Below are 22,591 nucleotides of genomic sequence, written 5' to 3'. Positions count from 1 at the left end.
TCACAGAAAACAAATACTTTATAAAAATATATAAATATTTTAAGTAATCGATTACAATGTTAAAAATTTCAACAGAAACTCCCTAATATTAATCTAAATATCCCGACTCAGAATATTCATATAATGATTACTAAAAACTAAGAATGGAACTTCAACTGAAGAAAGAACAAATTATAATATAGGAATTACACCCATAAAAATGTTAGGACGCATATTAATTAAACCTTAATTTATTTGGTTTCATAAATAACAAAAACAATATACTACTTAACTGATTTCCTACATTTTCACGTAATAAATAATATGCTTTAGTAAGATGCCCTTCAACAGTTTTTATTGAAATACCTAAATGTTCTGCTATCTCAATATTAGTAAGTCCTTCTCTTTTACTTAACAAGAACGTTTCTTTACATTTTCTTGGCAATTGCTTAATCCCTTTATTAACTAAAGCAATTTTTCTTTCTAATAAATCTGAATTTTTATCGTCAACAACTTCTTCAAGAGCCTCTATATATACTTTTTCTAAATTAGAAATAGCTCTATTTTTATGATATTGATTTATAAATTCATTGTATGCGGCTTTGTATAAAAAACTTTTTATAGAATAATTTAAATTTAGTTTTTTTCTAGAAAGCCAAACCTTAAAAAAAACATTTTGTACAATATCTTCCGATTGGTCATGATCATTAGTTAAACTTAAAACATAAACAAAGAGTGGTCTATTATAAGTATTAACTAAATAAGCATAAGCACTCTCATCACCTTTTTTGAGATGACTTATTAGAATTGTATTATCATTAAATAAAGTTGACAATATTGAGAATTATATTATTTTCAAATATTATAAAAAAAACAACAAAAAAATAAAAAAAACTAATAAAAAAACAAGGGTTCTTAAAATTAGCCTTGTTGTATATTGTGAACAGCCCTTAAGGATGAACAAAAAAATTGAAAAACTTATAGTAAAGTATGTAACAAAATCTGCTACCGCCAGCGATTTAGACATACTTTCTAAATGGATTGAAAAGCCTGATAATGAAAAAGTATTTAAAGATTACGTTCAAATTCATTATGCAATAAACTATGGCATGAATAACCCTGAAGCAAAAAAAACTATTGAAAAATTGCTTAGTAAAATAAGAAAGGAAAAAACATTAGTTTATAAATTGAATAGATTTAATGTGTTTAAGTATGCAGCAGCAATTATTGTTGGAATACTAGCAACAACTTATTTCTTTAAAAGCAGTACATCTGAGGATTTAAAAGTTATTACTCCTAAAACTGAAACGCCTTTAACTATTGTAAAAAACAGTATAGAAGAAGGAATGGACAAAGCGATTTTAACCCTTGAAGATGGGTCTAATATAGCTTTAGAAAAAGACAAAACATTCAAAACAAATAGGGTTACTAGTAACGGTAAAAAATTAATTTATACAGAAGAAAAAAACAATAAACTAGAAATAAAATATAATTATTTAACCATACCAACTGGCGGCCAATTTTATGTAAAGCTATCTGATGGCACAGAAGTTTGGTTAAATTCAGAGTCTCAACTAAAATATCCTGTATCATTTATTAAAGGAGAACCCAGAAAAGTAGAGCTGGTATATGGCGAAGCTTATTTTGATGTATCTCCAAGCACCAATCATAATGGTGCTAAATTTAAAGTAATAAACCAAAACCAAGAAGTAGAAGTTTTTGGCACGGAGTTTAATATAAAGGCGTACAAAGATGAAGGCAACGTTTATACAACTTTGGTAGAAGGTAAAGTTGTAATTAGCAATTCTAGTTTCAAACAAAATTTACTACCAAATCAGCAATCTATATTAAACCTTAAAAACAAAGAAATTACTATTAATACTATTGATGTTTATAGCGAAACTGCGTGGATAAAAGGATTCTTTAGTTTTAAAAGCAAATCATTAAAAGATATTATGATTGTATTATCTCGTTGGTACGATGTTAAAGTAGTTTTTGAAAATCTAGAACTTGAAAAAGTAAAATTTAACGGCGTATTAAGTAAGAATGACAACATGGAAGATATACTAGAAACAATTAAAAACACAAACTTTATAAAAGCCTATGAAATAAAAAATAAACAAATTATTATTAAGTAAAAAAAAGGGAATAAAGTTAATACCTGGACAGTAACGAACTTTTCTTCCCCCTTTAATATTATTAACTAACTATCACTAAATGTATAATCAATTAACAAGCAAATTTATGCAAATTAAACTTACTAACTTTTTTTTCTTTTTTAAGAAAAAAAATTTAAACCTAATTATGAAAACTTTTATACTCTTGTTTTGCACATCAGTTTTTAGTCTTTCTTCAGGCGATATATTTTCGCAGGACAGCAAAATCGAAATAGAAAAAGATGATGTTGTAACTATTGATGAAATTTTTGATTTATTAAGAACACAAACAAATTACACGTTTATTTATCAAGAAGACCTTTTTAAAGACACACCTAAAGTGCAAATAAAAAAAGGAACTATTAAAACTAATAAATTATTAAAACAAACCCTTTCTAGTGTAGATTTTAATTTTGACTTTAGTACCAACAATAAAATTGTTATTACCAAAGTCAAACAACAAAATCAAATTAGTGGGTTAGTAACAGATGGCGGTGAATTAGGCGGACCACTTCCAGGGGTTACTGTTTTAATAAAAGGAACTACAAATGGAACTTCTACCGATTTTGATGGAAATTATACTTTAAATAATGTTGCTTCTAATGCAGTATTAGTATTTTCTTATATTGGTTACAAAACACAAGAGGTACCAGTAAACAACCAAAAATCTATTAATATAACTTTAGAAACAGATGTTAGCCAATTAGATGAAATTGTCATTGTTAATTATGGTTATGGAAAAGTTAAAAAGACTGACATGACTGGTGCTTCTGCAAGTATTAACAGTAAAGAACTTCTGAAAATACCTGTTTCTAGTGCTTCTGAAGCTATTTCAGGAAGACTCCCTGGTGTTAACATTACAACTGCAGATGGTGAGCCAGGCAGTGCTATTAGAATTAGAGTACGTGGTGGAACTTCTTTATCACAAGACAACAATCCTCTTATTATTGTTGATGGATTTATTGTTGGTAGTATGGAAGATGTTCCTGTTAATGATATAGAATCTATAACTGTTTTAAAAGATGCTTCTGCAACTGCTGTTTATGGTGCTCAAGCTTCAAATGGAGTTATAGTTGTTACAACTAAGAATCCAGTTGCAGGTAAAACAACTATAGCTTATAATAACTATTTTCAATATAACGAATTGCCAGAAAACCGAAAATATAATGTTTTAACCCCTTATGAATACACTTTAGCTAATTACGAGTTTGCCGCTTTACAAAGCCAAACTAGCTTAGATCGTTTTCAAAAACTATATGGTGCTTATGGAGATTTAGAACTTTATAAAAACAGAGCTGCTACCGACTGGCAAGAAGAACTTTTTGGAGGATCTAGACTTTCTCAACTTCATAATTTAAATATTAGTGGAGGTACAGAAATGACTAAAATGAACCTGAGCATCTCACACAATAATGATGAAGGTTTATTAGAAGGCTCTGCTTACGAAAGAACAGCTATTAACTTTAAATTAAACCAAAAAATATCTGAAAAACTAAGCCTTGATGTTTCAACTAGAATTACAAACTCAATTAAAGATGGAGCAGGTACGTCTTCAAAAGCACAAGTAAAATTGCAAGACATCATTCAACAAAGACCAATAAATGGACTTTCTGATGAATTAGAATTAGATTTGACTCAAGTTTCAGATGATGATGATTTTGCGAATTTTATTAGAGACTTAATTGATCCTAGAAAACTGGTTGAACAAGATTGGAGAAAAGGAACTTCTAATCAATATGTTTTTAATGCAGCTTTAACATGGAAAATCTTAGAAGACTTAACATTCAAAACAACTATTAACACTTCTAGAGAATTTGAAGAAGAATTAAGGTTTTACGGGCCATTAACTGGTGAGTCTAGACAAAGAGGTCGTAGTTTACCATTAGGACAAAAAACAAATGACGAGTCATCTTCATATCGTTGGGTAAATACTTTAAACTACAAAAAAGAATGGGTTGATTCTAAAATAGACATTTTGTTAGGTCAAGAAATATCGTCTGTACAAGGAAAAAGTAATTTCGTTAGAGCTGAAGAGTTTAGAGAATCTATTACGCCACAAGAATTATTTGCAAACATGCAATTAGGTACTGGAGAAATTCAAATAGAAACAACTGATAATACAGATTTTAACAGAAAATCGTATTTTGGTAGATTCGATTTCCAACTACAAAACAAATATATTTGGACTTTAACAGCAAGAGCAGATCAATCAAGTAAATTTCAAGGTAAAAATAATTTAGGAATTTTCCCTGCGATTGCATTTGGTTGGAAAATAGACAAAGAGAACTTTATGAAAAGTGTAAACTTTGTTGATGAGTTAAAATTCAGAATTAGTTATGGTGAAACTGGAAATGATAGAATCCCTGCTGGTTCAACTGTTTTTACTTTTAAATCTGTTCCTACTAGAGGCGCTGGTTTTAACAACATAGACAACAACTATTACACCCCTAATAGCAAAACACTATACAATCCTGATTTAAAATGGGAAACAACAACTACCAATAATCTTGGTTTAGATTTCACTATGTTTAATAAGAGACTAAATGGTAGTTTTGATTATTACAAAAACGAAACTCGTGATTTACTTTATAAATCTAGAATTGACCAAACATCAGGTTTTGCTGATCAATGGGATAATGTAGGAACTACTTCTAACGAAGGTATTGAGTTAGGTTTAACCGCTTATATAATAGATTCAAAAGATTTTACATTTTCTGCTAATTTCAACATTGGTTTAAACGACCAAAGAATTGTGAAATTAGACGGCACTAGCAGTCGTTTTTCTCAATCTAACTGGGCAAGTACCGACCTTAGAAATATTGATGATTACTACTTAGAGACAGGTGGTAAAATTGGGAATATCTACGGGTTTGTTACTGATGGTTTTTATACTACTGATGATTTTGAGAGTTACGACCCAGTGACAGAAAAATATATTTTAAAATCTGATGTAGCCAATGGTGCAAGAATATTAGGTAGAGGAGATGATGATTTAGCTCCTGGTTATTTAAAATTAAAAGATGTTAAAGAAGATGGTGTTATAGACGACGACGATAGAAAAGTAATAGGTAATGCACTTCCTGATTTTCAAGGTGGTTTCGGGTTTAACTTTAGATATAAAAACTTCGATTTATCAACATTCTTTAATTACCAAGTAGGAAACGATGTTTATAATACTGGAAAAATACAATTTAACTCTTTAAGAAGGGTTGATACAAAGTATGGTAACATGTTAGATAACATGAGTATTGATAACAGATTTACATATCTAGATGTAGATGGTTCTATTACAGGAACCGCAGGAGGTATTGTAACAGACTTAAGCGAACTCGCAACATTAAATGAAGGTAAAAACATGTGGTCTCACACAAGTTTTAGAGGATCTGGAATACCTGTTCATTCTAATGGTATTGAAGATGGGTCTTTCTTAAGATTAAACAACGTTACAATTGGGTATAATTTACCTGAAAAATTAATTTCAAGGTTCGGGTTATCTAAATTCAGAGTATTTGCAACAGGAAGAAACCTTGCGCTTTGGACCAAATACTCGGGTTATGACCCTGAAGTTAATACAGATAGTGACCCTTTCACACCTGGTTTAGATTACTCTTCTTACCCAAGAAGCCGATCGTACACCTTAGGTCTTAACGTAACATTTTAACATGAAAAAAAAATATAATAATATGAAACTCAAACATATATTAGCTATTATTCCCGCTATTTTAATAGCTTCATGCCAAAAGGATTTTTTAGAACCCGAATCACTTTCAACATTTGATGACAATTACATCTATTCTAATGTTGATGATGCAAGAGCAGGTGTTAATGCCGTTTATTCGCAATTTAACGAAGACGCTTTTACTTCTCGTTTATCAAGTAACCTTACTGGGAATACTGATATTGAAACACAATCTGGTTGGGGTAATGCCGGTGACAGATATCAAATATGGGACTTGCAAGCATCTGAAGGAAATGCCGATTTAGATAAATTATGGACGGCTGCTTATAAAGCCATTAGAGATGCCAATATTGCTATTAAAGGTTTAACGAATAGTGGTAATTTAGAAAACACAGACGTGTCTGTTAAAAATACCTTTAACCATTTATTAGGTGAAGCTTACACAATAAGAGCTTATTGGTACAGCATGTTAATCTATTATTTTGGGGATGTTCCTTATTCTATTGAAGCTCCTGTAGCTGGTGCAGAATTTAGCTTACCAAAAACAGATAGAAATACCATTCTTGCTAATGAAATTCAAAACTTAATCAATGTTGAAGAAAATATGCAATGGGCAGATCAACTCCCTTATGGTATTGAACAAGTAAATAGAGAATACACCCTTGGGATGATCGCTCGTTTATCTTTACAACGTGGTGGTTATTATTTAACTCCAGAGTTGAATATGGTTCGAAAAGGAGATTATTTAGACTATTACACAATTGCTAAAACTTATTCTCATAAATTAATTCAATTAAAAGACAGAGAATTACCAACAGATTTTAGACAAATATTCTTAAATCAAGTTAAATTCACCTCCCCTGTTAACGAAGACATTTTATTTGAAATTCCTTTTTCAATTAACGATGGAGATGTCGCTTGGAATATAGGAATTGAAGTTAATTTTGACAACGCCACTCACAACTACGGACAATGTTCAAACTATATGGAAATGCCACATACTTACTATATGTCTTTCGATAGTAGTGATATTCGTAGAGACGTAACTTGTGGTTTATTTAGATACGACAACACATTAACAAAACACTTTATTGATGGTTCTGGTATTTCACAAGCTAAATGGGATAGAACTAAATTAACTACTCCTCCAGGAAAAGCTTCGACTAAAGACACTGGTATTAACTGGCCTATGATGCGTTATGCAGATGTATTATTAATGTATGCTGAAGCAGAAAACGAATTAAACGGCCCTACTATAGACGCTAAAGAAGCATTAAAAAAGAGTTCGTCAAAGAGCCTTTAATCCTGATGTTTGGCCAACAAAAGTTGATGGTTACATCGCTAGTATTTCTTCATCAAAAGAAACATTCTTTGATGCCATTGTAGATGAGCGTGCTTGGGAATTTGGTGGTGAAATGATTCGTAAGTACGAATTAATTCGTTGGGGTATTTATTCTGATAAAGTTAAAGAAACAGTAGAGGGTCTTAAAAATTTAGCAGACCGTGCTTTTAATGGAACTGGAACAGGCCCAGATTACATCTATTGGAAAGTAGATGAAAATGGAGACTTTATAATTTTAAATCCAGACACAAAATTACCTGCTCCACCAGATGATACCTGGAATGAAGATCAATTTTTATTAAAATTACATGACGATGTGCTAACCTATGATGATTGGATTACTGGTAACTGGTATAATTACTATAATGGTACAAAACCTGGTGTTGCTAGATATATTTTTCCAATCCCTGCGAAAGCAATATCAAGTAGTCAAGGTAAACTTAAGAACGATGGTTACGATTTTTAAACAAACTAAAAGACATTTAAAATGAAAAAAAATAATAATATATTTAACATTAAAACAATTTTGTTTTTGTGTTTAAGCATTATCATGTTTAATGCTTGTGACGATAACCATACTGAAACATTTGAAAAAACGCGTTTATTTCGTCCTGTTTTAAATCAAGACTTATTTGCAGAAGGTAATACTATAATAGTAGACATGGCAAAACTAAAATCTGCCATTGGTTATAACTTAGAAGTAAGTAGAGACACTTTTAAAACAATTGAGTATACGATTCAATCTGATACAAACTACGTTAAAATCAATAAAGATATTGTAGGAGAAGAATTATTCTGGAATACATTATACCAAGTTAGAGCAATCGCTTTAGAACCTGATACAGAATTTAACAGTAAGATTTCCGATTTAGGAAATGTAAAAACTAATCGTTTTCCAAGTGTTTTAAATATCCCAAATGTTTTTGATGTTACAGATGTAGCTGCAAGAGTTTCTTGGGCTGTAGCAGGGCTTCCTATTACTGGAATAAAAGTATTTGCTGCCGATGATTTACGTTTAACAACTCCTTTATTCAATGAAACTGTTGTTTCAGACATAGAACAAGCCGCAGGTGAATCTTTTGTTTTTGGATTAGAACCTAAAACAAGTTACCAAATTGCAATATATAGTGGAACAGAACTTAGAGGCTGGATAGATTACAATACAAAGGTTGCAGACTTAGATCCTACTACTCCAGGAGTTATAGATTTAACAACTAATGAAGACCCAGGTGCCGTAGTAAATGCTATGGCTTCTGCTTCAGAAGGAGATATTATCTTAGTAAAAAGAGGTATTGAATATACAGGACCTACAACATATTTAGATAAATCAGTTACTATAAGAGGTGCATATGGCTTTGGAGCTCAAAAAGCCAGATTATTATTTTCTGGTAATTTAGATTTAACAGAAAACGCAACTGTTAATTATATGAGATTTATCGACTTAGAGTTAAGAGGTACTGATTGGGGGGGTAAATATGTTATTAACATTAGTAAAGTTGGAACATTAAACGAATTAAGTTTTGATAATTGTTTTATTACTAACTTTAGAGGTATAGGCAGAATCAAAACTGACGGTGTAACCCTAAACAATTTCACTATTAACAATTCAATTGTTGATAGTATAGGTTCTTATGGAGTATTTACTCAGGATAAAAGTGGAAGTGTCTTAAATAATATTAAACTATCTAAGAGTAGTTTTAATCATACTATTTACTTTTTAGCTTCTAAAAACAATTCTGAATCACTTATAATTGAAGATTGTACACTTGCTAACATAAATGAAGAAGGAAGACAAATGCTACGTTGGAGAGAAGCTGGTCAAAATAATATTAGTAACGGTGTTACAATATCTAATACTATTATAGGTTTAGGATGGGATAGAGCAAATGATGGCAAATCTAAAATAAAAGGTATTGATGGTCTTGAAGCTACATTATTCAATGTAACAAACACATTTACAGTTTCAGATTTTAGTTGGGTATCAGATGCTACTACTGGAGAGCCAATAAATCCAATTCCAAATATTACAGTTGGTAATGCAGGAAGTACTCAAGCAGACCTTTGGTTAGACCCAGAAAACAATGATTTTACTATCAAAAACACAGGTTTTCCAGGAAAAGATTCCTCTGGAGACCCTAGATGGAGATTGACATTGTAAATAAAACTTTAGTGTTTTAAATTAAAAAAAGTGAATAGTTAAAGATTTTAAAAATCTTTAACTATTCACTTTTTTTAATATTAAGTCTCTATACCCTTATATTAACATTCTCTCAATTAATGACTATTGAAACATAAACACCATTTTCACATGAATAATAAAATTCAATTCTTATTTGTTTTTTTAACACTAATGCATATTACTACACAAGCACAACAAGCAGCATTTCCTGGAGCAGAAGGCTATGGAAAATTTGCAACTGGTGGTAAAGGTGGTTTGGTTTATACCGTAACTAATTTAAATGACGATGGAGAAGGAAGTTTAAGAAAAGGTATAGTAAAAAAAGGAGCGCGAACCATTGTTTTTGGTGTTTCAGGAACTATAGAATTAAAATCTAAACTCGACGTTAACCAAGGCAAAGGTAATTTAAGTATTCTGGGGCAAACAGCTCCTGGAGAAGGCATCACTATTAAAGGCTATCCGTTTACAATAAAAGCAGACAATGTCATTGTTCGCTATTTAAGATTTAGAATGGGAGATGTAAATAAATTTGAAGGAGATGCTTTAGGCTGTGGCAATACTAAAAATGTAATCATAGACCACTGTTCCATCAGTTGGGGCACAGATGAAAACGCTTCGTTTTACAACAATAAAGATTTTACATTACAATACTGTATCATTTCAGAAGCATTAAACAATTCTGTACACAAAAAAGGCGCACATAGTTATGGAGGCATTTGGGGTGGCATTCGAGCTTCATTTCATCATAATTTAATTGCTAATAACAATAGTAGAAACCCAAGATTTAGTGGTTCTAAAACAACAGAAAATTCAGAAAATGAATTTGTAGATTTTAGAAATAACGTCATTTACAACTGGGGAGAAAACAGCATTTATGGTGGAGAAAAAGGCACTTACAATATGATTAACAATTATTTTAAATCGGGTCCAGCAACCACTTCTTCAAAATTAGATAGAATTGTTAGTCCATCAGAGCCTTATGGTAAATTTTATGTCAATGGAAATTATGTCAATGGTTTTGATGTTATCTCAAAAAACAATTGGGATGGAGGTGTGCAATGTGATAATCCACTAGAAGCTAAATTAGATTCCGAAATTAACATTTCAAACAACATAACAACACAAAACGCAGTACAAGCCTATGAAACTGTTTTAAAAGAAGCTGGAGCAAGCCTTTATAGAGATGCTGTAGATGCAAGAATTGTACACAATACTAAAGAAGGAAGTACCAATTACAAAAATGGTATTATCGATTCTCAAGACAATGTTGGTGGCTGGCCAATAATTAAATTTGAAAAAGCAAAAAAAGACACAGATAAAGATGGTATTCCAGACAGTTGGGAAAAAGAAAATAATTTAAACCCAAATGCTAACGATGCCAATTCAAATACTCTAAATAATGAGTACACAAATATTGAATTTTACGCCAATTCATTAACCTCTAATATTTCAAAAATTAAAATAATTAATGGTGAATCGTATCATTTTGTAGTAGATTTAAAAGGAAGCGGCAATTTTTCAACGGTTCAAGACGCCGTAAATGCAGTACCCGATTTTAGAAAAAATGAAACAAAAATCTTTATAAAAAACGGAATATATAAAGAAAAATTAGTGCTTCCAACTTCAAAAACCAATGTCACTTTTATTGGTGAAGATAAAGACAAGACCATTTTAACCTATGATGATTTTGCTCAAAAACACAACAGATTTGGAGAAGAAGTAGGTACCACTGGTTCAACATCTTTCTATGTATTTGGAAGTGATTTTAAAGCAAAAAACATAACCTTTGAAAATAGTGCAGGTCCTATTGGGCAAGCCGTTGCTGTAAGAGTTGATGGAGATAGGGTTGTATTTCAAAATTGCAAATTTTTAGGCAACCAAGACACGCTTTATCTTCACGGAAACCAAAGCAGACAATATTACAAAGATTGTTACATAGAAGGCACGGTCGATTTTATATTTGGTTGGTCTACAGCATTTTTTGAAAACTGCGAAATATTCTGTAAAAGTAATGGTTATATAACCGCTGCTTCAACCAATAAAGAAACGGCTTACGGCATGGTTTTTAATAATTGTAAATTAACAGGAAACGCCTTAGAAAATACGTTTTTTTTAGGCAGACCATGGCGTGATTATGCTCAGACAATATGGATTAACTGCTATATGGACAAACATATTAAACCTGAAGGCTGGCATAATTGGAACAAACCAAATGCAGAACAAACAACATGCTATGCAGAATATAATTCTTCTGGACCTGGAGCTTCTATGAAGCGAGTAAAATGGGCTAAAAAATTATCTAAAAAAGAAAGTAAAAAATTTAGCTTAGAAAATGTATTAAAAGGCTCAGATAATTGGATACCAAATATTTAATTTAAAAAAAGAATAATATCTTTATAAATTATAAATATTCCAACAAAAAAAATTATGCCACGTATTTCAACTTTATTACCTTAGTACAATCGATTGTAATCAAAATAAATTCAATGAAACTAGACACAAAAAAAGCACTAAACCTATTATTATGTATCGCCATTTTTTCAATTACTTTAAACTCTTGTAAAGACAAAGTAAAAGAAGAAAAAATTACAGAAATAGATCCCTTTGATACTGCTGATGAAATTATTAGCAAAATAAAAAAATTAGAATTCCCAGATAACACTATCAATATTGTTGATTTAGGAGCTATTGCAGATGGTAAAACTTTAAATACACAAGCCATTAAAAAAGCAATTGATTCTTGTAATAAATCTGGGGGAGGAAAAGTTATTATTCCTTCAGGTAATTTTTTAACTGGGCCAATTGTTTTAAAAAGTAACGTTAACCTACATTTAGAAGAAGGTGCTAATGTCTTATTTACAACAGACAAAAGTGCTTATTTACCAGCAGTTCATACATCTTATGAAGCTGTTGAATTAATGAACTACTCCCCGCTTATTTATGCATACAAGCAAAATAATATTGCTGTTACTGGTAAAGGAACTTTTAATGGACAAGCAGATAGAGAGAATTGGTGGCCATGGTGTGGTGCAGAACGTTATGGGCACATAGAAGGAACTCCAAAGCAAAAAGACGACCATAATTTACCTAGATTACGTACTATGAACGAAAACGCAACACCTGTTGCAGAACGTACTTTTGGAGAAGGACACCAGTTACGTCCATTATTTTTTCAACCTTTCGAATGTGATAATGTATTGATACAAGGCGTTACTTTTACAAACGCTCCTTTTTGGGTTTTACATCCTATAAAATGTAATTACGTAAGAGTTGATGGTGTAACTGTAAGTAGCCACGGTCCAAACAACGATGGTTGCGACCCAGAATATTCAAAATATGTACACATAACAAATTGTACGTTTGATACTGGCGACGATTGTATTGCTATTAAGTCAGGAAGAAATGAAGAAGGCCGACGTATTAATATTCCAAGTGAAAATATAGTCGTTGAAAATTGCGATATGAAAGATGGTCATGGAGGCGTTGTAATGGGTAGTGAAATTTCGGCTGGTGTAAGAAACGTGTATGTTAGAAATTGTAAAATGGATAGTCCTAATTTAGATCGAGCTATTCGAATAAAAACAAATACATTAAGAGGTGGCTTTGTTGAGAATGTTTATGTTAAAAACATTCATGTTGGTCAAGTAAAAGAAGCTGTTTTAAAAATTAACACCTATTATGGGATTTATGCGAATCAAGAAGGTGATTTTATTCCTTCTATAAAAAATATACACCTTGAAGATATTGAAGTAGAAAATGGCGGAAAATATGGAATTTTAATAAAAGGAAGAGCAGAAAATCCAGTTAAAAATGTCACATTAACTAATGTTCATATCAAAGGTGCTAAAACAGATTTATCTATAGAAAACTCAGAGCCATTAGTATTTAAAAATACAACTATTAACGGAAAACAATATTAAAAACGAACTTAATATGAAAAAAATAGCAGTTTTATCAATTGCCCTTTTAAGTCTATTTTCTTGTAAAGAAAAACAATCCAAGATAAATTCTGAATCTAGTAATATTGAGGTTTCAGAAGAAAAAACAGCTTCAACAACTTATGCAGAAATTTCTATTGCAGAAGGAGGAAAATGGGTTGATGGCAATAGAGGACATAAGGAATATATAGACGGAACATTCAAAAATGTAGATTCACTTCAAGTACCTTCAGAACATACCGACCATTCTTGGTTTATTCGCTACGAAGGGCCAGGTTGGGAAAATAGTCAAATAGGATACCGTTTGTATTTAGATTGGAGAAATGCTATTGACATTTTCGGGAAAAAAGTAGATTCATTAGTGCTTCCTTATGTAGGTCAAAAAGGATTTGATTCATATCATGAACCAGCAGATTGGGGACAAGATATATTAAAGGCTGGAAAATCAATGGGAATTGGTGGTTATGGTCGTATTGTTGCCGATACGGTTGTTCATTTTCAAAAAGTAAAAAGCACATTCGCTAACGTTGAAAACTCAGAAGGTGGTAGTTCTTCAGTAAACATCTCATATACAGGATGGGAATCTGGTAATGAAAGTATCGATTTAAAATCAAAGCTTACTATTTATCCACAAGACAGGTTTACCCAAGCAGAACTAACACCATCAAAAGAAATAACTGGGTTATGCACAGGTATTGTAAAACATGGTTTAGAACTTAAGAAAAAGGAAGGTGAAAAATGGGCTTATATAGCTACTTATGGAAAACAAACTTTAGTAAGTCCTCCAGATAATTTAGGGATGGCACTATTTTATAAATTGGACGAAGTTGCAGAACAAAAAGATGGTATTGATGACCATTTAGTTATTTTCAAACCCTCTACTAAAACCTTAACCTATTACTTTTTAGGTGCTTGGGAACAAGAATCAAATGGTATAAAAACAGAAGAAGCTTTTATAACAGATTTAAACAAAAAATTAGAAAATTTAGAAACATCAAACGCTATAAACTAATATATAAAACTAAAAGTCTGTTAATTGTTGTCACCCTTTATCAGGTTTTTAATAACCTATAGATGTACATCATAGCTAATTTTATTAAAAACATAAAAAGCTAGTACTATCCAACGAAACCATATAAATACCATTAATTAATTTAAGAATGAAAACTACAACTAAGTACATTACTCTATTTGCAATTGCATTAGGTTTATCAATAACATCTTGCAAAGAAGCAAAAAAAGAAAATTCTCAAGAAACAGTTAAAATTGAGAAAGTAGTTCCAGAAAATTTAAAATGGTCTGAAAGAATGATGCTTTCAGAAATAGAACGTTTTCCTGAAGCCACGAAGCTCGATTTTGCAACAAAAGCACGTTGGACATACACTCCTGGATTAGTACTAAGTGCCTGTTCAAGAGTTTACGAACAAACAAAAAATCAAAAATATTACGATTATATTTACGATTATGCCAATACACTAATTGACAGCACAGGAACCATAGCAACTTATAAATTATCAAACCAAAATCTAGACATGATTAAGTCTGGGGACGTGTTATTGTTTTTATATCCTATTACAAAAGAAGAACGTTTCTTAAAAGCAATGGAAACCTTAAACAGTCAATTAGAATCTCAACCGAAAACGTCTGATGGAGGGTATTGGCACAAAAAAAGATATCCTTATCAAATGTGGTTAGATGGTTTGTATATGGCAGAACCTTTTCATACACGTTATGCTAAAGAATACATTGAAGATGAAGCCCAAAAACAAAAAATTTATAACGACGTTGTCCTTCAATTCGATTTAATTCAGAAGCACAGTCGTGATGAAAAATCAGGTTTACTTTACCACGGTTGGGATGAAAGCAAAGAACAAAAATGGGCTAATAAAGAAACAGGAAATTCACAACACTTCTGGTCTCGTGGCATGGGTTGGTATGGAATGGCGATGGTAGATGTATTAGACTTTTTACCAGAAAATCACCCAGGACGCGAAAAAATAATTACTTACTTAAATCAATTTGCTGAAGCTATAACCAATGTGCAAGATGAGTCTGGTTTATGGTGGCAAGTTTTAGATCAAGGCAATAGAGAAGGTAACTATTTAGAAGCTACAGGAACATCAATGTTCACTTATGCATTTGCTAAAGGTGTGCGTAAAGGTTACTTAGATAAAAAATATTTAGATGTTGCTAATAAAGCCTACACGGCACTTATTAATAATTTAGTATCTGTTGAAGAAAACGGTGTTGTTAATCTAAATAAATGTTGTGCTGTAGCAGGATTAGGCGGAAATCCATATAGAGATGGCTCTTATGAATACTACATTGGAGAAACCATAAGATCAAATGATCCTAAAGGAACTGGTCCTTTCATAATGGCTAGCTTGGAATTAAACAAATAAAACAACATGAATTAGGGCATTACCTCTAGAGTCAGGATTTTCATTACAAATCCTCGCTCGCGTTTTGCTATGGACTTTTCACTCCTACTCCTAACACAACAAAACAGATATAAATGAAATTTATAAAAATCCTATTATCACTCGTAATATTTACAACCTTAACATTTGCTCAAAATCAACCCCCTTACGTTTCTGATGTTTGGGTAAGCGATCAAGGCAATGGCACTTATAAAAATCCAATTTTACACGCCGATTACTCAGACCCTGATGTTGTAAGAGTTGGAGACGACTATTACATGACAGCTTCTAGCTTTAATACCGCTCCAGGATTACCAATACTACATTCTAAAGATATGGTAAACTGGAAATTAATAAACTATGCTTTACTAGAACAAGTACCAGCAGAAACTTTTAACATACCTCAACACGGTAATGGTGTTTGGGCTCCCGCTATTCGTTACCATAAAGGTGAAATTTACATTTTTTGGGGCGATCCAGACTTTGGTGTTTATATGGTAAAAACAAAAGATCCTTATGGCGTATGGGACAAACCTATATTAGTTATGGAAGGCAAAGGACTTATAGATACTTGTCCGCTTTGGGATGATAATGGTGATGCTTATTTAGTACATGCCTATGCAGGAAGTCGCGCTGGTGTTAAAAGTTTATTATCCGTTAATAAAATGAATCCAGAAGGCACTAAAGTAATAGATGCCGGCATTCATGTATACGATGGACACGATATCGATGATACTATTGAAGGTTCTAAATTTTACAAACGAAATGGTTATTACTATATTTTTGCTCCTGCTGGTGGTGTTTCTACTGGTTGGCAAGTTATTTTAAGGTCTAAAAACGTTTATGGTCCTTACGAAAGAAAAGTGGTATTAGAACAAGGTAGCACAAAAATTAATGGTCCTCATCAAGGTGCTTGGGTAGATACTCCTGATGGTGAATCTTGGTTTTATCATTTTCAGGATGTAGATGCTTATGGTCGAATTGTTCACTTACAACCTATGTCTTGGAAAAATGACTGGCCAGTTATGGGACAAGATTTTGATAAAAATGGTATTGGAGAGCCTGTAATGTCTCATAAAAAACCAAATGTTGGTAAAACATATCCTATTGAAACACCTGTTGAAACAGATGTTTTTGATGGTTTTAATATTGGACTGCAATGGCAATGGCAAGCAAATTCTAATGTTGTTTGGCATGCAAAACTTCCAGGAAATGATTATTTAAGGTTGTTCTCAATTAAATCTGTTGAAGATTCAGAAAACCTATGGATGGTTCCTAACTTATTACTTCAAAAATTTCCTGCACCAAACTTTACAGCTTCAACTAAAATTACTTTAGTTCCAGAGGAAGCAAAAAGTGGTAAAACTGCTGGTCTAATTATTATGGGAATGGATTATGCTACTTTAAGTATTTCACACGATGATAAAGGTTATTTTATTAAACAAACTGAAGCTATTTTGGCAATAAAAGGTGCTGATGAAAAAATAAATGATGAAAAACGTTTAAAATCAAATTCTGCTTATTTTAAAGTTGAAGTATCGGCTCCAGATGCTATGTGTCAATTTTTATATTCAGAAAACGGGAAAAAATTCAAGAAAATAGGTAAACCTTTTAAAGCACAGCCAGGAAAATGGATTGGTGCCAAAGTGGGTTTATTTAGTGTTAGCGCTCAAGAAGCAAAACGTGGTGGTTATGCCGATGTAGAATACTTTAAAATTACCAAATAAACAAATGAAAAATATACAGTTACACACTTTTTTAGTACTGATAATTTTGGCAATTACACTACCTATAAGTGCCCAAAAAAATATTATCTCTATTAATGAAACCAATATTTATGAAGGTATCGAATTTTCAATGCCAAAAGTAAATACAACCAGTTTTCCCGATTATCAAGTAAGTATTACAGACTTTGGAGCCATTACAGGTGGAATCGTTAAAAATACAGACGCCTTTGCAAAGGCTATAAATGATGTATCCATTAAAGGTGGTGGTCAAATTATTGTGCCACGAGGTATTTGGCTTACTGGCCCTATTACATTTAAAAGTAATATAAATTTGCATTTGGAAGATGGTGCTTTAATTGTATTTAGTGATGATTTTGATGATTACCCAATTGTTAAAACAAGTTTTGAAGGCTTAAATACAGTTAGGTGCATATCACCAATTAACGCTAACAACGTTGAAAATATAGCTATTACTGGCCATGGTACTATTGATGGCAGCGGTGATGCATGGCGTCCTGTAAAAAGAAGTAAAATGACAGATAGCCAATGGAAAAACCTTGTTAATTCAGGTGGTGTTTTATCTCAAAATGGTAAAATTTGGTTCCCGTCTCAAAGCTCAAAAAAAGGATATGAAAGTAGTACTAATTTTAATGTTCCAGACTTAATAAACGATGACGAATTACAATCAGTAAAAGATTTTCTTCGTCCGGTTATGGTAAGTATTGTAAGCTGTAAAAAAGTTCTCTTAGATGGCCCAACATTTCAAAATTCACCGGCATGGAACATCCATCCTTTAATGTGTGAAGACGTCATTATTAGAAATCTTAACGTAAAAAACCCATGGTATTCGCAGAACGGTGATGGTTTAGATCTAGAATCCTGTAAAAATGCTTTGGTTTACAATAACACTTTCGACGTTGGTGATGATGCTATTTGCTTTAAATCGGGCAAAGATAAAGATGGCAGAGATCGAGGTATGCCTACCGAAAATGTTATCGTAAAAAACAACATCGTATATCATGCTCATGGTGGATTTGTTATTGGTAGCGAAATGTCTGGTGGTGTTAAAAATGTGCATGTTTCTAATTGCACTTTTATTGGTACAGATGTTGGTTTACGATTTAAAAGCACTCGTGGAAGAGGTGGCATTGTTGAAAATATTTATATTTCTAATATTGATATGATACATATTCCAACCGAAGCTATACGGTTTAATATGTTTTACGGAGGTAACTCGCCTGTTTTGGAAGACGATCAAAATGCCGACGATGAAAAACGAGACGAAACTCTAATGGCGGTAACCGAAAAAACCCCTTCTTTTAAAAACATACACATGCAAAACATAAGAGTATCAAACTCTAACACAGCTGTGTTTTTTATGGGACTACCAGAAATGAGCCTAAAAAATGTATCACTTAAAAACTCCGTTTTTGAAACTAAAAAAGGTATTACTGCTATTGATGCAGAAGGTATTACTTTATCAAATGTAAATATTACTGCTTCCAATGGTTATGCACTTACTTTATATAACAGTAAAAATATTATTGTGACCGACTTTGCCTTTAAAAACAGTAAATTACCTGTGAAAATTTTAGGAACAAAAAGTGAAAACATTCAATTTGATAAAAAAGATTTTTCAAATCCAAAAGAACAAATTATAAGAGGAGACGAAGTACTTAAAAACACTATAAAACTATAAATTATGAGATTTTTTTTGTTCTTAATATCATTAAGCTTATTCTCTTCTCCAATACTTTCTGCTCAAGAAGTCACCCCTTTATGGCCAGAAGGCAAAATACCAAACTCTAAAGGCTTAACCCTAAAACATATTGAAGAACGGGAACGTATCACTCAAGTTTCTTCACCTAATATGTTGTCGTTTTTCCCACCAAAAGAAGAACAAAATGGTAGTAGTATTTTAATTTTACCTTCGGGAGGTTATCACCATCTTACATATAATCTTGGTGGCATACAGTTAGCAAAATGGTTTAATACACAAGGCATAACAGCCTTTGTACTTCTTTACAGACTTCCAACTTCACCAGATTTAATAATTAGTGAAAATGGCCCTATACAAGATACCCAACGTGCTTTAAAATTAATTAGACTTAATGCAGAGAAGTGGCATTTAGATGTTAACAAAGTTGGTGTGTTTGGTGCTTCGGCTGGTGGTCATTTAGCTTCAACTATAGCGACACATGATGATGATTTATCTAAAATAAATGACAATCTGGACTCCTATAAATTCAAACCAAATTTTATGATTTTAGTATCTCCTGTAATTAGTTTAGGCGACTATACACATAAAGGTAGTCTTGGGAATTTTTTAGGAGAGCATGCTACATCAGAAAATATTCATGAATATTCAAATGAATTTCATGTCACCAAAAACACACCGCCTACCATTCTGTTTCATGCTCAAAATGACCCCACTGTAAACCCTATGAATAGTTTACTGTTTTATGAACAGATGATGAAGCATGAGGTTAAAGGCTCTCTTCATATATTTCCTAAAGGGAAGCACAACATTGGCATTTATAATGCATCGTCTTTAACAGATGAATGGAAAACTATTTGTACTAAATGGTTGAAAGAAATAAACATAATAAAATGAACCATCCATATTAAAAATACTTTTAACACTTAAAAGCATAATTATGGAAGCACCATCTGAGCATTAAAAAGCAATAGATATAAACAGATGAAAAGTAGTTTCAAAAAATACAAAATCCTATACTTTGTAATACTAATTACAACATTTGTAAAGGCGCAAAACAATAATACATTATGGTATGAAAGTGCTGCGAACAATTGGAATGAAGCTTTACCTATTGGAAACGGTCGTATTGGAGGTATGCTTTTTGGTGGAATTGAGTACGATAAAATTCAACTAAATGAAGAAACTGTTTGGGCAGGTGAACCAGGAAACAATGTACCAAAAGATTATTACAAAGAAGTTGAAGCTATAAGAACCTTATTGTTTAGTGGAAAATACAAAGAGGCTCAAGAAATGGCTAATAGCGTATTTCCTAGAGCTGCTGAAGAAGACAATAATTACGGCATGCCATACCAAACAGTAGGTAACTTAAATTTAAATTTTTCAAACCATCAAAATACTACTAATTACAAAAGAACTTTAGATATAGGAAATGCTGTTTCTACAGTTACTTATACAAATAATGGTGTGGATTACCAAAGAGAGTATTTTGTGTCTTTTCCAGACCAAGTTATGGTTGTTCATCTTACAACTAGTAAGCCTAAAAGCTTAAGTTTTAATTTATCTATGGACAGCCCTCAAGTTGAGCATTCTATTTCATATGAAAATGGAATTATCACCTTAGCAGGAACCAGTGGAAATGTAGATAATAAAGAAGGAAAAATAAAGTTTACCACATTGGTTGCTCCAAAACTTGATGGCGGAGAATTGATTGAAAATGAAGAAAATATTGAAATAAAAAATGCAGATGAAGTTACTTTATTAGTAAGTATTGGCACCAATTTTAAAAATTATAAAGATTTAAGTAATTCTGCTGAACAAAGTGCAAAAACTCATTTAGAACAAAGTCAATCAAAATCTTTTGCTACACTAAAACAAGCCCATATTGAAGATTATCAAAAACTTTTTAACCGTGTATCTCTTGAATTGGGCGAAAACATAAACGATAAAATACCAACTAATAAACGATTAGAAAACTTTGCTACGGCAGAAGATTTATCATTAGTATCGTTATATTTCCAATTTGGTCGCTACTTACTTATTTCCAGTTCAAGACCTGGAGGACAACCAGCAAACTTACAAGGTATTTGGAACCATAAATTATCACCTTCATGGGATAGTAAATACACGGTAAATATTAATACCGAAATGAATTATTGGCCAGCAGAAGTTACTAATCTTTCAGAGTTACATCAACCTTTATTTTCAATGTTAGAGGATTTATCGGTAACAGGTCAGGAGAGTGCTCAAAACATGTATCATGCACGTGGTTGGAATATCCATCACAACACCGATATTTGGCGTATTGCTGGTATTGTTGATGGTGGTTTTTACGGACTTTGGCCTATGGGTGGCGCATGGTTAAGTCAACATTTATGGCAACATTACCTCTTTACTGGTGATAAAGAGTTTTTAAACAAGTACTACCCTATTTTAAAATCGGCTGCACAATTTTATGCAGATGTATTGCAAGAAGAACCAAAAAATAAATGGTTAGTGGTAGCACCATCTATGTCACCCGAAAATAAATATATCAGTGGAGTTGGCGTGACTTATGGTACAACCATGGATAACCAATTGGTTTTTGATGTATTTAGTAATGTTATTAGGGCTTCGCAAATATTAAATACAGATTCTGACTTTTCAGATACCATTAAAGAATTAAAGAAAAGATTACCCCCAATGCAAATTGGTAAACTTAATCAACTTCAAGAATGGATTAAAGATTGGGACAAACCTGATGATAAGCACCGCCATATTTCACACCTTTATGGCTTGTATCCCTCTGCACAAATATCACCTTTTAAAAACCCTGATTTATTTAAAGCTGCCGAACAAACCCTTGAATACAGAGGCGATGTATCTACAGGATGGTCAATGGGCTGGAAAGTTAATTTTTGGGCGCGTATGCTTAACGGAAATCGAGCATTTAAACTCATAAAAACGCAACTTACTTTAGTTGAAGATGGTACTAAATCTGGTGGCACCTACCCAAATTTATTCGATGCACATCCACCCTTTCAAATTGATGGCAACTTTGGTTGTACTGCTGGAATTGCAGAAATGCTCATACAATCTCATGACGAAGCTTTACAACTATTACCTGCTCTACCTGACACTTGGAGCAAGGGGGAAGTAAAAGGACTAGTAGCTCGAGGTGGTTTTGAAGTAGATTTAAATTGGAATAACAGCCATTTGAATTCAGTAAAAATTGAATCGAAATTAGGTGGAAACTTAAGACTTAGAACAGCCGACGTTTTGGTTGATTCCAATGGAAATGTCTTGACCAAAGCTTCTGGAGAGAACGAAAATACATTCTACCAAACACCTGATATTAAAACACCACTAATTTCTGATAAAGCTTCAGTAAAACCTTTAGAACTTCCAGAATATAACATTTATGATATTAAGACTGAAAAAGGCAAGATTTATGAATTTCATGCTAAAAAATAAA

General features: G+C 32.1%; 14 protein-coding genes. 13 read left to right on the top strand and 1 reads right to left on the bottom strand.

The features are described 5' to 3' along the window. Window positions 1-214: 214 nt before the first annotated feature. The gene (locus RHP49_09790) at window positions 215-814 is read right to left on the bottom strand and encodes a sigma-70 family RNA polymerase sigma factor (protein ID WNH11212.1); all 600 of its coding nucleotides are present in this window, start codon (window positions 812-814) and stop codon (window positions 215-217) included. Window positions 815-935: 121 nt separating this feature from the next. Here RHP49_09790 and RHP49_09785 point away from each other — a divergent pair, with 121 nt between their 5' ends. The 13 genes from RHP49_09785 to RHP49_09725 all read left to right on the top strand — a co-directional run bounded on the left by RHP49_09785 (window position 936) and on the right by RHP49_09725 (window position 22,590). Then, window positions 936-2,117 (top strand): FecR family protein, encoded by a 1,182-nt coding sequence (locus tag RHP49_09785; GenBank protein ID WNH11211.1) that lies wholly within the window; start codon window positions 936-938, stop codon window positions 2,115-2,117. Between the two features lie 166 nt (window positions 2,118-2,283). Then, the gene (locus tag RHP49_09780; GenBank protein WNH11210.1) at window positions 2,284-5,796 is read left to right on the top strand and encodes a TonB-dependent receptor; all 3,513 of its coding nucleotides are present in this window, start codon (window positions 2,284-2,286) and stop codon (window positions 5,794-5,796) included. A gap of 22 nt (window positions 5,797-5,818) precedes the next feature. Continuing rightward, window positions 5,819-7,117 carry a RagB/SusD family nutrient uptake outer membrane protein gene (locus RHP49_09775; GenBank protein ID WNH11209.1) on the top strand — a complete coding sequence of 433 codons (1,299 nt, stop codon included), beginning with the start codon at window positions 5,819-5,821 and terminating at the stop codon, window positions 7,115-7,117. A 34-nt stretch (window positions 7,118-7,151) separates the two neighbouring features. After that, window positions 7,152-7,622, top strand: coding sequence for a RagB/SusD family nutrient uptake outer membrane protein (locus tag RHP49_09770; protein WNH14408.1), 471 nt, complete (start codon window positions 7,152-7,154; stop codon window positions 7,620-7,622). 21 nt (window positions 7,623-7,643) lie between these two features. Then, window positions 7,644-9,314 (top strand): DUF5123 domain-containing protein, encoded by a 1,671-nt coding sequence (locus tag RHP49_09765; GenBank protein ID WNH11208.1) that lies wholly within the window; start codon window positions 7,644-7,646, stop codon window positions 9,312-9,314. Window positions 9,315-9,464: 150 nt separating this feature from the next. After that, entirely contained in the window at window positions 9,465-11,708 is a 2,244-nt protein-coding gene (locus tag RHP49_09760) for a pectinesterase family protein (GenBank protein ID WNH11207.1), read from the top strand. Window positions 11,709-11,821: 113 nt separating this feature from the next. Further along, window positions 11,822-13,255, top strand: a complete 1,434-nt coding sequence (locus RHP49_09755) for a glycoside hydrolase family 28 protein (GenBank protein ID WNH11206.1) — start codon at window positions 11,822-11,824, stop codon at window positions 13,253-13,255. A 13-nt stretch (window positions 13,256-13,268) separates the two neighbouring features. Next, the gene (locus RHP49_09750) at window positions 13,269-14,285 is read left to right on the top strand and encodes a DUF4861 family protein (protein WNH11205.1); all 1,017 of its coding nucleotides are present in this window, start codon (window positions 13,269-13,271) and stop codon (window positions 14,283-14,285) included. Window positions 14,286-14,433: 148 nt separating this feature from the next. Beyond that, window positions 14,434-15,675 carry a glycoside hydrolase family 88 protein gene (locus RHP49_09745; GenBank protein ID WNH11204.1) on the top strand — a complete coding sequence of 414 codons (1,242 nt, stop codon included), beginning with the start codon at window positions 14,434-14,436 and terminating at the stop codon, window positions 15,673-15,675. A gap of 113 nt (window positions 15,676-15,788) precedes the next feature. Further along, on the top strand, window positions 15,789-17,420 hold the full coding sequence (locus RHP49_09740) for a glycoside hydrolase 43 family protein (protein ID WNH11203.1): 1,632 nt from the start codon (window positions 15,789-15,791) through the stop codon (window positions 17,418-17,420). A gap of 4 nt (window positions 17,421-17,424) precedes the next feature. Beyond that, window positions 17,425-19,119, top strand: coding sequence for a glycoside hydrolase family 28 protein (locus RHP49_09735; protein WNH11202.1), 1,695 nt, complete (start codon window positions 17,425-17,427; stop codon window positions 19,117-19,119). 3 nt (window positions 19,120-19,122) lie between these two features. Then, window positions 19,123-20,034: an alpha/beta hydrolase gene (locus RHP49_09730; protein WNH11201.1), complete on the top strand. Its 912-nt coding sequence runs from the start codon at window positions 19,123-19,125 to the stop codon at window positions 20,032-20,034. An 87-nt stretch (window positions 20,035-20,121) separates the two neighbouring features. Beyond that, entirely contained in the window at window positions 20,122-22,590 is a 2,469-nt protein-coding gene (locus RHP49_09725) for a glycoside hydrolase family 95 protein (GenBank protein ID WNH11200.1), read from the top strand. The last annotated feature ends 1 nt before the right edge of the window (window position 22,591 follow it).

Source organism: Flavobacteriaceae bacterium HL-DH10, from assembly GCA_031826515.1.
GTDB lineage: Bacteria > Bacteroidota > Bacteroidia > Flavobacteriales > Flavobacteriaceae > Thalassobellus > Thalassobellus suaedae.
This window is presented reverse-complemented; position numbering and strand designations above follow the sequence as displayed.